This is a genomic window from Paraburkholderia megapolitana (assembly GCF_007556815.1).
Lineage (GTDB): Bacteria > Pseudomonadota > Gammaproteobacteria > Burkholderiales > Burkholderiaceae > Paraburkholderia > Paraburkholderia megapolitana.
Genome location: NZ_CP041745.1, coordinates 3766781 through 3779082 on the forward strand (window position 1 = coordinate 3766781; position 12302 = coordinate 3779082).

General features: G+C 61.7%; 13 protein-coding genes. 3 read left to right on the top strand and 10 right to left on the bottom strand.

From position 1 onward, the window contains the following. Nucleotides 1-22 precede the first annotated feature (22 nt). Entirely contained in the window at nt 23-577 is a 555-nt protein-coding gene (locus FNZ07_RS30135) for a fasciclin domain-containing protein (RefSeq protein ID WP_091011105.1), read from the top strand. Nucleotides 578-620: 43 nt separating this feature from the next. On the opposite strand, the gene FNZ07_RS30140 is transcribed toward FNZ07_RS30135, so the two are convergent. Continuing rightward, entirely contained in the window at nt 621-1235 is a 615-nt protein-coding gene (locus FNZ07_RS30140; protein ID WP_091011104.1) for a hypothetical protein, read from the bottom strand. 91 nt (nt 1236-1326) lie between these two features. Further along, entirely contained in the window at nt 1327-2304 is a 978-nt protein-coding gene (locus FNZ07_RS30145; protein WP_091011103.1) for a hypothetical protein, read from the bottom strand. A gap of 967 nt (nt 2305-3271) precedes the next feature. Between FNZ07_RS30145 and FNZ07_RS30150 the strand changes: the two genes are divergently transcribed. Further along, nucleotides 3272-4228, top strand: a complete 957-nt coding sequence (locus FNZ07_RS30150) for a LysR family transcriptional regulator (RefSeq protein WP_091011102.1) — start codon at nt 3272-3274, stop codon at nt 4226-4228. Here FNZ07_RS30150 and FNZ07_RS30155 read toward each other — a convergent pair. The 6 genes from FNZ07_RS30155 to FNZ07_RS30180 form a co-directional block, all read right to left on the bottom strand. After that, entirely contained in the window at nt 4194-5096 is a 903-nt protein-coding gene (locus FNZ07_RS30155) for an alpha/beta fold hydrolase (protein WP_091011101.1), read from the bottom strand. The genes FNZ07_RS30150 and FNZ07_RS30155 overlap by 35 nt on opposite strands. Nucleotides 5097-5135: 39 nt before the next feature. Continuing rightward, nucleotides 5136-6353, bottom strand: coding sequence for an acyl-CoA dehydrogenase family protein (locus tag FNZ07_RS30160; protein WP_091011100.1), 1218 nt, complete (start codon nt 6351-6353; stop codon nt 5136-5138). Between the two features lie 75 nt (nt 6354-6428). Next, entirely contained in the window at nt 6429-7502 is a 1074-nt protein-coding gene (locus FNZ07_RS30165; RefSeq protein WP_091011099.1) for a phosphotransferase, read from the bottom strand. Nucleotides 7503-7529: 27 nt separating this feature from the next. Beyond that, complete coding sequence (locus tag FNZ07_RS30170; RefSeq protein WP_091011098.1) at nt 7530-8360, bottom strand: SDR family NAD(P)-dependent oxidoreductase; 831 nt, start codon at nt 8358-8360, stop codon at nt 7530-7532. A 13-nt stretch (nt 8361-8373) separates the two neighbouring features. Next, entirely contained in the window at nt 8374-9141 is a 768-nt protein-coding gene (locus FNZ07_RS30175) for an SDR family oxidoreductase (RefSeq protein WP_091011097.1), read from the bottom strand. A 67-nt stretch (nt 9142-9208) separates the two neighbouring features. Then, the gene (locus FNZ07_RS30180; RefSeq protein WP_091011096.1) at nt 9209-9895 is read right to left on the bottom strand and encodes a histidine phosphatase family protein; all 687 of its coding nucleotides are present in this window, start codon (nt 9893-9895) and stop codon (nt 9209-9211) included. Nucleotides 9896-9974: 79 nt separating this feature from the next. On the opposite strand from FNZ07_RS30180, the gene FNZ07_RS30185 reads away from it, so the two are divergent. Continuing rightward, entirely contained in the window at nt 9975-10874 is a 900-nt protein-coding gene (locus FNZ07_RS30185; protein ID WP_091011095.1) for a LysR family transcriptional regulator, read from the top strand. A 15-nt stretch (nt 10875-10889) separates the two neighbouring features. Here FNZ07_RS30185 and FNZ07_RS30190 read toward each other — a convergent pair whose 3' ends face one another. Both FNZ07_RS30190 and FNZ07_RS30195 read right to left on the bottom strand, forming a co-directional pair. Beyond that, complete coding sequence (locus tag FNZ07_RS30190; protein WP_091011094.1) at nt 10890-11558, bottom strand: DUF899 family protein; 669 nt, start codon at nt 11556-11558, stop codon at nt 10890-10892. A 48-nt stretch (nt 11559-11606) separates the two neighbouring features. Next, nucleotides 11607-12266, bottom strand: a complete 660-nt coding sequence (locus FNZ07_RS30195; RefSeq protein ID WP_091011093.1) for a glutathione S-transferase family protein — start codon at nt 12264-12266, stop codon at nt 11607-11609. Nucleotides 12267-12302 lie beyond the last annotated feature (36 nt).

A 12302-nucleotide genomic window follows, 5' to 3' on the forward strand; every position in this document is an offset into this window, starting at 1 on the left:
CTGCGCGCTGAGGAGACCCATCATGAGAAGTACTGCCTTCGTTACCGCTGTCGCGCTGTCGATGGCTGCGAGCAGCGTATTTGCCGCGGGCCAGACCGTGATGGTCGGCGGTCAGGCCATGTACCCCACCAAAGACATCGTCGACAACGCCGTCAATTCCGCCGATCACACGACGCTGGTCGCTGCGGTAAAGGCGGCCGGGCTCGTCGATACGCTAAAAAGCGCGGGGCCCTTTACGGTTTTCGCACCAACCAACGAAGCGTTTTCTGCGCTCCCGGCTGGAACCGTGGACAACCTCGTCAAACCCGAGAACAAGGCAACGCTGACCAGCATCCTCACGTATCACGTGTTGCCGGGACGTTACGACTTTCGCAAGCTCGATCAGGCAATCAGGGAGGGAGGAGGCAAGGCCGAACTGAAGACCGTCAACGGCGAGACGCTAACGTTCGCCGAGAACGGTCCCCACAATATCGTCGTGATGGATGCGGTAGGACACACCGCCGACATTTCCACCTATGACGTCTACCAGAGCAACGGGGTCATCATGGTGGTCGACAAGGTGCTGATGCCAAAGTGAACGGTGCTGCCGGTCGACCCACGGTGTTAGTGAGTCAAGTCGACTAATCCTTCGACGGACCGGCACGCTTCCACTTCTCGAGCGCACTCACCCCCGGCACCGGCTCAAAACTCATCAACGCCTTCTCCATATCCGCACCATGCGCGTTCTCCCAGTCGCCCAGCAACTGCGCCGTCTTATGCAGATCCTCACCATAGAACCGATGAGAGAAGATCAGCGCATAGCCAACCCCATCCATCAGCACGAAGCGCGTAAAGACACCTTCGACCACACCCGGTGCCGCCATCATCGACGCGATGAAATGCTCGGCGGGACGATCCGGTGTCCTTGGAACGGAGCGTGTCTTCAGCACCGCGCCTTTCGCTTTAGTAGAGTCGAGCAACGAGTTCGCGGCGCTCGCAAGATCATCCGCGGTCTTGACGCCGCGATAGATAACGACCGACACCATGTCGCTCCACGTGTCGAGATTCGTCTGCCCCGGCGGCGTGAATTCGAACAGCGTGTCGTCGCTCCAGCGGAAGAAGTAATCCGCCCCGTTGAAGCGAAACGCAGATCGCTCAGCCGTTTGCGCAGCAACAAAACGAAAATGCGCCGTCGATACCAGCGCAATACCACCGACGATCAACCGCCGCCGCTTGAGCATCAAGGTCTGCTGCATGATCGCCTCTCCATGTTTAAACGACAAAACGCCAGCCTCACGATCTGATTGAATCAGTTCGCGAGACTGGCGAGTGACTGCCTGCAACCGCCTAGTTCTGGATGAACGTATTGAGTGACGAGCACAGGAAACCCGTGCATCCGGTCGCGAGGAAGTACAGCGCCGCTGGCGTCGAACCGAACGCGAGCTCACCGAGATACGCTTCGCTCTGCGCACCCTGCGCATTCGCCTGCTGGATGAATGCAGTGCTGGTTGGCTGCGGAGTCTGCGACAGGTAGGTGAAGGTCGGTGATTGCGTCTGGTCCTTCACGTAGACCGCCACCGAGTCAGTACCGAAACCTAGGGGTCCCTTGAAGCGGTAACCCTTCGCGCCTTCATTGTTAGCCTGTGTGACGAAGTCGCCGACGCCCTGCGCTGGCGCCACGGCATCGTACGCGTACTTCGAAGCCGACGAGTTGTCCTTCATGTAGAGCGAGGTGTTCGCCGAGTCGAGTTGAACCGGACCGTAGTACCAGTATCCGCTCTGACCTTGCGCGTTCGCCTGGGTCAGGAAAGCGGCCGAACTGGTCGGTGAGGCTGCCGCGGCATAGCTATACGTCGCGGACGAATTGCCCTGGTGACGATAGAGATTGCCAAGCGTCAGCGGGCCCTCGTAGCGGAAGCCCTTTGCGCCCTCCTGGTTTGCCTGCGCGAGAAATCCCGCCTGCGTAGCGTCGGCGTTCTGGAACTCGTAGCTATACGTATTGGCACCGTCGTTGATGAAGACATTCATGGCGGTGGTCCCGCCATTGTCCGAAAAGCCCAGGTCGGCGATATAGCGGTAGCCCTTCGCACCTTCTGCATTCAACTGGGCAAGGACCGAGGTCGCATCGCTCGGAGCCGCCAGTGTTTCATACATCATCGTCCGTACGGACCCGCCGCCCGATGTCGGGCCAGTGCCGGAGCCGCCGGTTCCGGAGGTACCGCTCCCGGTGTGGCTGCTGTCTCCACCCGAACTGTCGCTGACGCCATCCCCTCCGCACGCGGCCAGTGCCAGACATGCTGCAATCACGACGATCTTTGGACTCATCTTTTTCCCCTGGTTGTAATTAGCCGGTTCTTCCTGGACGCCTTGTCAGGAAGCAGAACCTGTAAACCCGACGTCGGTGGCGTCGACGTACCACTGGTAAAAATTAACAATCCCGAATCCCGTGAAATTTCAACGACAAGATTGGTGCCTGTCGATTCATCGCACGGTGAATTCGAAAACAATAACGATCATCTATCTGGTTTTTTTAAAAAAATTTCGACCGCCTTAATCTAACTTTATTTGATACGGGTGTAGAAATTTCCGGGAAACTGGAATCTCAGTTGAAAAGAACAGAATGGGAGGTTCATTGCACGCGCACGTCGCAAAAGAGAACGATTAGTCTCATATCCAAATTTCTGGGACCATCAGCCCCGAAAGCCTTACCAGACAAGGCTTTGACCCCCTCTACGCAGCCCGCACGGCAACCCGAAAAGCCACATTTGGCGCACTTCTGCGAGACAGGCGTGTATGTAAATACGACCGTTTTGCTTACAGATCGCACGGTAGCGAAGGAACTTGAACACCGCCAGTGCGATTACTCGAATAACTCATTCCCTTCGATGCAACCCACCGTCGAGCGCCCGTGTTGCAGTATCTTTTATAAAACATCGCTAGATGGACTTGCATATCGCTTCAAAACAAGCCAGGATTGTGGCCTGAAACAAAGCAATCCGGACTGATTCTCTTGGTGAGCCACGCCCGCAACCGGGGTTAATTAATTTCAGTGCGTCATTTCGAGGAAGCAGGCAGAAACCGGAGTAACGGTACCGGCCTTACCACTCAAAGTAAGGCGACATCGATTCGCTGACGGGGACCCGGGCAAAATGAAAACATCAATCGGTTGAACGCTGGGCTCGACGCCCTGTAAAAAATGAACGCACGCCGTACTTCACGGCCGTGTCGCCTGCCGCGGAAGCCACCGCGGCCTAAAGCATCCGTAGCACCGACCTTTGCGCAGGATTGCCTCATGCACTCACTGGATCTCAACCTGTTACAGGCTCTCGATGTGCTCCTCGAAGAAGGCAGCGTCGTCGCAGCGGCAGCGCGAGTCCATCTCAGCCCGCCGGCGATGAGCCGCACGCTCAGCCGGATTCGCGAGATGGTCGGCGACCCTGTGCTGGTTCGCGCCGGCAGCCGGCTCGTGCCGACACCACGCGCGGAAGAACTGCGGCCGCAAGTGCGTGCGTTGCTCGAAGAAGCGCGGCGCATGCTGGTGCCGACTGCGACCGATTTCACCCAGCTCAGCCGCGTGTTCACGTTGCGCGCAACCGATGCCATCGCAGCAACGATCGGGCCGCGGCTCGCCGAGCGGATTCGCGCCGAGGCGCCGAACGTCTCGCTGCAATTCGTCACTCATGGCGAAGACACCGTAGATATCCTGCGCGACGGTGAGGTCGATCTAGAGATCGGTGTGCTCGGCGACGTGGCGCCGGAAATCCGCTCGGAAACGCTCTACGTCGAGCATCTGGTCGGTGTGGTGCGGGCGGATCATCCGATGCTCACGGGTTCGATCACGGCGCAGCAATTCGCTGCAGCCGGGCATATTTCGTTTACGCGCCGGGGCCGCACACCAGGGCCCGTCGATGCCGCGCTGGCTCAACTCGGCCTGACCCGCTCGATCGTCCTCGCCGTGCAACACGCAAACGCGGCACTTCTGGCCGCGGCGAACAGCGATCTGGTAGCGGTGGTCGGCGACGACCTGGCGCGTCGCGCCGAGCGCTTGCGGCTCGCCGTCGCGGTGTTCAATCTGCCGTTCGATACGCCGGAGATCCCGGTCGCCTTCGCGTGGCATCGCCGTATGGATACGGACCCGGCGCACCGCTGGCTACGCGATCACGTGAAAGCGATCACTGCCGTGCCGTCGGGTATGAATGGGGCGGTAAGAAACTTTAGTCGCCCAGAAACGCACGCAGCCGCGCATTGACGCGATCGGGGAACTCGTGATGCACCCAGTGCGACCCTTCCTCGATTCGTTCGACGCGTAGATCCGACACGTATTCGTCGAGCCCATCCAGCAGGCCAGGCAATAACGCCGTGTCCCGCATACCCCAGATCACGAGCGTCGGCACGTCGACGCGGTGGTTGCCGCTGTCGATCTCGAAGCCATCGATACCCTCGCTGTCCGGCCCCGGCGCATGCAAACGACTCGCGCGATACCAGTTCAGGCTGCCGGTCAACGCACCTGGCTGCGACCACGCTTCGACGTAGGCGTCGCGCGTCGCGTCGCTCACCTCACGACCACCGACTCCCCACGTATCGAACATCCGCTGTAGCCGCGCATAGCGGTTTTCCGCGAGCAATGCCTCGGCGCGTTCCTGGCGAAACACGAGCACATACTCACTCGCCTTGCGCTGCGCCGCGTTGTCCTTCAGTTCGCGGTACATCAGACACGGATGCGGCGCATTGATGATGACGAGCTTGCGCACCTGTTGCGGGTACCGCGCGGCGTGGTCCCATGCAATCACGCCGCCCCAGTCGTGCGCGACGACGAAGACCGGCCCCGCATCGAGGTGCGCGATGAACTGCTGCAAGTCCTCGACGAGTACGCGCGACCGGTACGAGGCAACATCGGGCGATTTCCCGGAGAGGTTATAGCCGCGCATGTCGACGGCGACGACCCGGTAGTGATCCGACAACGCACGCAACTGCGCTTCCCAGCCAAACCAGAACTCGGGAAAGCCGTGGATGAAGAGCAGCGTCGGCCCCTCACCCGCAGTGACGTAATGCAGCGTCGTGCCGTTCACGTCGGCAAAACGATGTTCGAGTGAGTCGATCCACGGTTGCTGCGTCATACGTGCTCCTTCCAGTAGTCGCCGGTCATGGCGCAAGAATCAGACAGCATCCTCGCGCACACGGTACTTGTCGAGTTCCAGTTTGCCGATCTGGTTGCGGTGCACTTCGTCGGGACCGTCCGCGATGCGCAACGACCGTGCCGTCGCATAGCCATGCGCAAGGAACCGATCCTGCATGCCGAACCCGCCGCACGCCTGGATCGCCCAGTCGATCACCTGGCACGCCATGTTCGGTGCCGCGACCTTGATCATCGCAATCTCGCGCGTCGCGACCTTGTTGCCGACTGTGTCCATGCGGTGCGCGGCGTTCAGCACGAGAAAGCGCGTCTCGTCGATCAGGATGCGTGCATCGGCGATACGCTGCAGCGTGATGCTCTGCTCCGCGACCGCACGTCCGAACGCGACCCGCGAGAGACTGCGCTTGCACATCACTTCGAGCGCGCGCTCAGCGAGACCGACCAGCCGCATGCAGTGGTGAATCCGGCCCGGTCCGAGGCGACCTTGTGCGATCTCGAAGCCGCGTCCTTCACCGAGCAGCATGTTGTCGGCAGGTACGCGTACGTTCTCGAACAGTACTTCGGCGTGACCATGCGGCGCGTCGTCGAAGCCGAACACCGGCAGCGGTCGCACCACCGTGACGCCGGGGGTGTCGCGCGGCACGAGGATCATCGCCTGCTGACGATGACGCGGCGCCTGCGGGTCGGTCTTGCCCATGAAGATAAACACCTTGCAGCGCGGATCGCTCGCACCGGAAGTCCACCACTTGCGTCCATTGATCACGTAGTGGTCGCCGTCGCGCACAATCGAACTTTCGATGTTCGTCGCATCCGACGAAGCCACGAGCGGCTCGGTCATCGCGAACGCCGAACGGATCTCGCCGCGCAGCAGCGGTTCGAGCCACTGGCGCTTCTGCTCGGCGGTGCCGTAACGCGCCAGCACTTCCATGTTGCCGGTGTCGGGTGCCGAGCAGTTAAACACTTCCGGCGCCCACACCACGCGCCCCATGATCTCGCACAGCGGCGCGTACTCTGCGTTGGTCAGACCTGCGCCATGTGCCGATTCGGGCAGGAACAGGTTCCAGAGTTCGGCCGCTTTGGCGCGCTCTTTCAGCTCTTCGATCAGCGCGATCGGTTGCCAGCGGTCGCCCTCATCGATCTCCCGAAGGTAACGGTCTTCGTTCGGGTACACATACTCGTTCATGAATGCCGACACGCGCTGCTGCAGCGCGGCCACTTTTGCGGAAGGTTCGAAGTTCATCGTCTGCTCTCGTTGTCTGGTTGGGTTGAGTGGTAGTGGCTGGCGCAGCGTGCGTCGGCCGTGTGTGTCGTCAGGTCAAGAAGCCATCGCGCGTTCCGCACAACGCCAGGCCACATCGGCGAGTTGCGCAGCGCGTCCGCCGGCTTCGCGTGCATGCCGGCTGCTCGCGTTGCCATCGATTGCGCGCTTCATGATTCCTTGCAAAATGCCCACGCCGCGGAACAGGTTGTAGGCAAGGTAGAAATTCCATTCGGCTTCGCTCACGGCGGGCACGCCGGCGCGTTCGCAATAGCGTTCGACGAAATCGCGTTCGAGCGGAATGCCGAGCGCCTGCAGTTGCGCATCGTCGATGGGACCGAGGCCGCGGAAGCCATCCGCCGGCAGATGCCATGCGAGACACAGATAGGAAAAGTCAGCGAGCGGATCGCCGAGCGTCGACAGCTCCCAGTCCAGCACCGCGACGATGCGCGGCTCGACCGGATCGAAGATCACGTTGTCGATGCGAAAGTCGCCGTGCACGACCGACACGCGCTCGCTAGCAGGCACATGAGCCGGCAACCATTCGATCAACCGCTCCATCGATTCGATGCGCTGCGTTTCGGACGCACGGTACTGGTGCGTCCAGCGCTTGATCTGCCTCACGAAATAGTTGCCCTTCGCACCGTAATCGTCGAGGCCGAGCGCGCTGACATCCAGCCTATGCAGCGCGGCCATCACGCGATTCAGTTCGTCGAACATCGCGCTGCGTTGTGCGGGCGTTGCATCGGGCAGACGGCTTTGCCAGTTCACATGCCCGTCCACACAGGCCATCACATAGAACTCGGAGCCGATCACCGATGCGTCGCTGCAATAGCAGAACACCTCCGGCACCGGCACTTCGGTATCGCGCAACGCGGACAGCACGCGGTACTCGCGATCGATTGCATGTGCGGACGGCAACAACTGGCCCGCCGGTTTTCTGCGCAGCACATAGCGACGCGACGGCGTAGTGAGCAGGTACGTCGGGTTCGACTGGCCGCCCGAAAAGCGGCTGTATTCGAGCGGCCCTGCAAAGCCGTCGAGATGTTGTTCGAGATACGTCGCGAGCGCCTCGATATCGAGGCGGTGAGCGGGGTCCACGGTCGCGGCAAGAGGCAGGGCGTCGGTCATGCGAGTACAGGTCGAGTAAGGGATAAATTAACCAGCGACGTGAGTAGGCGTGCGGTCAAGCAGAATGTCCTGCATCCGCGTTTCGATCGACGCCTTGATCTTCGGATGCGTCAGGATGTAGAACTTGCCCGCCTTCACACCGTCGAGCGTGATGCGCGCAATATCGGCCGCGCTCAGTCGCCCTGCGCGAATCGCCTGGCGAGCACGTTCCGCGTACGGTGCGGCACCCGGGTTGCGTTCGCCGAACTCGGCGGGCCGGCGCTCTTCCGCATCGGCGATACCGGTGTTCACGAACGCCGGGCAAAGCACCGACACGCCGACGTGCGGCGCATGCGTCTGCAGCTCGTGATACAGACATTCGGAGATCGCGACGACACCGTACTTGCTTGCACAGTAGACGCCTGAACCTTCGTAAGCACCGAGCCCCGCCGCCGATGCGGTATTCACCACGTGGCACGGTTCTCCTGAAGCCAACATGCCCGGCACGAAGCTGCGGATGCCGTGCGCAACACCCATCAGGTTGATACCGAGCACCCATTGCCAGTCGTCGAGCGTGGTGCTCCACAACGGGCCGGTCGTACCGACGCCCGCGTTGTTGAACAGCAGATGCACCGCGCCGAAACGCGCGATAGACGCTTGCGCGAGTGCATCGACGGATTCCTGTTTCGACACATCGCAACGCACTTCGAGTGCCTGTGCGCCATCGGGCAACAGCGAATGCGTGTGCTTCAAACCGGCTTCGTCGATATCGGCGAGTACGACCCGCATGCCTTCGGCCGCACAGAGGATCGCCAGTTCGCGACCGAAGCCGCTCGCCGCGCCTGTGACAACCGCCACCTTGTTCTTGAGATCTTCCATGGATCGCTGAGCCTCAGGTTGCGAGAAAACCGCCGTCGACGTTGATGCAAGAGCCGGTCGTAAAGGCGGAGGCATCCGACGCGAGGTACAGCACGGTGCCGGCCATTTCATCGGGCGCAGCGATCCGGCCGAGCGGAATACGCTTGAGCGCTTCGTCGCGCGCCTGCGGATCGTCGACCAGCGCAGCCGCAAAGCGCGTTGCAGTCGGACCAGGCAGCAGCGCGTTGACGCGCACGCCTTGCGCACCGCATTCGGCAGCGAACGTTTTCGTCATCGAGATCACCGCAGCCTTGGTGATCGAATAAATACCGATCATCGGAACTGGCACGACGCCCGCGATCGACGCAACGTTGATGATGCTGCCGCGCCCCTGTTTTGCCATCCGTTTGGCCGCACGCGCACACATGAAGAAATAGCCGCGGATGTTCACGTCGACGGTCTTGTTGAACGCGTCGATGGTGGTGTCGACCGTGGGACCGAAGTACGGATTGGCCGCTGCGTTATTGACGAGAACATCGAGTGCGAGGCCACGGCTGTCGAGAAACTCGAACAGCCCTTCAATCTGCTCGAGATCGCCGATATGACAGGCGTACACATCGGCCTTGCCGCCGGCAGCGCGAATGCGCTCGGCGACTGCTTCGCATGCTTGCGCCTTGCGGCTGCTCAAAATCACGTGAGCGCCATGCGCCGCGAGCGTGATGGCGATCTGCTCGCCGATGCCGCGGCTTGCACCTGTGACCAGCGCGACGCGGCCGGTCAGATCGAACAACGTGTTGTCCATTGTCGTGTTCCTGGAATGGTTCGAATGTTTTGGTCGAGCGCCCGCACATTGCCGTGCGTGGAAGCGCCTAGCGGTAAGTCAGCAACGCCGGATCGCGCGCCCAGTCAACATGGGCTGTGCAGTTCAGCGAATCGAGGCTGCGGCGGCCGCGCGTGAATCGCACACGCGTCACACTGGTGTTCGCGAGCGACCAGTTCAGCCGGCCCATCGCTTCGTCGGTCAGATTCATCAGGTGCTGGCAGATCGTGGCGATCACGCCACCCGAGGTGAACAGCACGATCGATTTCGCGGGCTGCGCGTCGTCGGTGATCGAGGCGAAGCCGTCGAGGCAGCGTTCGCGAAAGTGTCGCCACGACTCGATGTAATCGGCGTCGTGCTCACCGCTCGTCCAGCGCGTCACGGCGCTGAGGAACGTGCGTTGCAATGCGGCGGGCGTAGTGTCGATATCGGCCGCACCGATCGCGCGCTGGTACACCGTCAACACATCCTCGTGATCGAACTCGTCGAAGCGTTCGTCGACGGTACTCGCGACAACGACATCGCTTGCGGGTTCGAGCAACTGCCGCGCCCAGCCTTCGACCGTCTCGCGATGACGGCGCATCGAGCCGCTCACCACGCGGTCCACCGGCAGCGCACAGGCACTGAACCAGCGGCCAAGCGTGCCGGCCTGCGCGAAGCCGAGCGTCGACAACCGGTCGTAGTCGTCGCTACCAAACGATGCCTGCCCGTGCCTGATGAGTAAAAGCTGTGCCATGTACCGCCTCCTATCGACAGACTAAGGAGGCAGGTAGAATGCGTCAAATGAATAGATTGAATCCACTTCAACCCATTTCATGCATATATCCAAAACCGACCTGAATCTCTTCGTGGTCCTCGAAAGCATCTATGCGCAGGGCGGGATAACGCGCGCGGCGGATCAGTTGAATTTGAGCCAGTCCGCGGTCAGTCACGCGCTGAACCGGCTGCGCGAGCTGCTCGGCGACCCGCTGTTCGAACGGCACGGACACGCGATGGTGCCGACGCCGTTCACGCGCTCGATCATCGGGCGCGTGCGCGACGCGCTGCACACGCTCGAACTGACGCTGCACGAAACCGATCGCTTCGATGTCGAGTCGACGGTGCGGCGTTTTTCTCTTGGGGTGCGCGATGTGCTCGAAGCGGTCGTGTTGCCGCCGGTGATGAAACAGATCGTCGCTGCGAGCCCGTCGCTCGACGTCGCCACCGCGCAGCACGATCGCCGCACGCTGGAGGCCGATCTGCTGGCCGGCACCTTCGATGCCGCGATCGACGCGCTGTTGCCGGTTCCGCAGACGGTGCGCACCGCCCACCTCGCCTCAGACGGTCTCGTTGTGCTAAGCAGGCGCGGCCATCCGCAGGTAGGCCGGCGTCTGACGCTCGACACCTATGTCGGCGCCCAGCATGTGCTTGTCACGAGCCGACGCCGCGGGCTCGGCATGGAGGACATGGAACTGGTGAAGCTCGGTTTGCAGCGGCAGGTGCGGCTGCGCTGCATGCATTACTTCGCGGCCTGCCGCGTGGTGAGCGAAACCGACCTGCTGCTAACGATGCCGGGACGCTACGCCCAACTGCTCAACGAACTGTTCGACAACGTGATGCATCCGTGCCCGCTCGATGGCGCATCCGCCGATGCCTATCTCTACTGGCATGCGAACGCGGATGCGGACCCGGCGAATGCGTGGTTCCGGCAGAAGATTGTCGATGCGTTTGTGTAGCGCGCGCGGCCTGCTTCAATCCGGATACTCAAGCCGCGGATACCAGTCAGTCCCGCGACCCTCCGGCGTCATATCGAAGCCAGGATCCGCCGTGTCGGAGCCCATCTCTCCACTCCAGAAGTGGCGCACCGTACCGTCGCGGCGCGTGAACACGTTGAGCGCCGGATCGTCGCCGCCCTCGCTGTTAAGCCCGTAATAATCGCGGCTGTACTGGCCGTCGGTATCGCAATACAGCTTGACGTCGCGCCAGCCGCGCTCTTTCTTGAACGCCACAAGACGCTCGATCGGTGAACGCGCCACCACCGCAAGCGCCACCCGTTGCCCGATGTCGCGAGCTTCGCCGTTCCATGCGCCGAGCAGCGACGTACACATCGGACACGGGCGCTCGCGTTGCGGACCGAACATATAGCTGTAGACGACCAATGTCTCTTTGTCGCCGAACAGGCCGGCGAGATCGAGCGGACCGCCTGCCTCGCCCTGGAACCGATAGTTGCCAGTCACCTGCCCGCCTGGCGGAAGCGCGCGACGCTGCGCCGCAACCCGTTCGATGTGTCGGCGCAATTCGATCTCTTCGGCGAGCAGCGCATTGCGCGCACGGCGGTAGTCCGCGCTTTCGTTCGGGAACGTTACGCCGTTGCGCTTCACCAGTTCGACAGCGGGGACGAGGGGCGAGTCGTGCGTCATGTCAGTCTCCTGTGAGTGAATGAATTCGTTGCGAAGCTGATCGCCGGGTCAATCGCGATCGGGTGCGCCGAGCGGAAACAGCGGGCGGTACGGACGCGCTTCATCGACCGCACGCACCACCGACGGCCGCGCCAGCAACCGCTGCCGGTAAGCGATCACATTGCGCAACGACGGGTCGATGCGATGCGTCCAGTCGGCATAGAACAGGAACGGTGCGGCGCCACAATCGGCGAGGCTGAAGCGCTCGCCGGCTGCCCATTCGCGATCGGCCATCTGCTTGTCGAGCCATACATATGCCGTGTCGAGCATCGTGCGCGCGTCGGTGACGCCGCGAGGGTCACGCTCTGTCTCCGGTCTCAGGGAGTCGAACACGACTTTCTGCTGCGGCGTCGAGATGTAGTTGTCGAAGAAGCGGTCCATGCTGCGCACTTCGAGTGCGGCGCGAGGATCGGCGGGCAATAGCGGCGCTGGTCCCGGATGGTAAAGGCCCAGATACTCGATGATGGTCGTCGCCTCGGTCACGACGCGCCCATCGTCCACGAGGAGCGGAAAGCGCTTCATCGGCCACAACGCAGCGAATTCTTCGAGCAGTTGCGGGTTCTCGTGCGATAACTGCCGCCATTCGAACGGCGTGCCGTTTTCGTAGAGCGCGATCAAAACCTTCTGGGAATACGAGGAAAACGGGTGTGCGTAGAGTTTCAAGGCCATCGTCGTCACCTTCGGTGGAAAAGTTGTGTTTACCTG

Excerpts from the sequence above, each read along its gene's own strand:
- FNZ07_RS30165 (WP_091011099.1), bottom strand. The coding sequence starts at position 7,502 with ATGACCGACGCCCTGCCTCTTGCCGCGACCGTGGACCCCGCTCACCGC.
- FNZ07_RS30190 (WP_091011094.1), bottom strand. The coding sequence starts at position 11,558 with ATGACGCACGACTCGCCCCTCGTCCCCGCTGTCGAACTGGTGAAGCGC.
- FNZ07_RS30185 (WP_091011095.1), top strand. The coding sequence starts at position 9,975 with ATGCATATATCCAAAACCGACCTGAATCTCTTCGTGGTCCTCGAAAGC.
- FNZ07_RS30160 (WP_091011100.1), bottom strand. The coding sequence starts at position 6,353 with ATGAACTTCGAACCTTCCGCAAAAGTGGCCGCGCTGCAGCAGCGCGTG.
- FNZ07_RS30195 (WP_091011093.1), bottom strand. The coding sequence starts at position 12,266 with ATGGCCTTGAAACTCTACGCACACCCGTTTTCCTCGTATTCCCAGAAG.
- FNZ07_RS30155 (WP_091011101.1), bottom strand. The coding sequence starts at position 5,096 with ATGACGCAGCAACCGTGGATCGACTCACTCGAACATCGTTTTGCCGAC.
- FNZ07_RS30140 (WP_091011104.1), bottom strand. The coding sequence starts at position 1,235 with ATGCAGCAGACCTTGATGCTCAAGCGGCGGCGGTTGATCGTCGGTGGT.
- FNZ07_RS30135 (WP_091011105.1), top strand. The coding sequence starts at position 23 with ATGAGAAGTACTGCCTTCGTTACCGCTGTCGCGCTGTCGATGGCTGCG.
- FNZ07_RS30170 (WP_091011098.1), bottom strand. The coding sequence starts at position 8,360 with ATGGAAGATCTCAAGAACAAGGTGGCGGTTGTCACAGGCGCGGCGAGC.
- FNZ07_RS30145 (WP_091011103.1), bottom strand. The coding sequence starts at position 2,304 with ATGAGTCCAAAGATCGTCGTGATTGCAGCATGTCTGGCACTGGCCGCG.
- FNZ07_RS30180 (WP_091011096.1), bottom strand. The coding sequence starts at position 9,895 with ATGGCACAGCTTTTACTCATCAGGCACGGGCAGGCATCGTTTGGTAGC.
- FNZ07_RS30150 (WP_091011102.1), top strand. The coding sequence starts at position 3,272 with ATGCACTCACTGGATCTCAACCTGTTACAGGCTCTCGATGTGCTCCTC.
- FNZ07_RS30175 (WP_091011097.1), bottom strand. The coding sequence starts at position 9,141 with ATGGACAACACGTTGTTCGATCTGACCGGCCGCGTCGCGCTGGTCACA.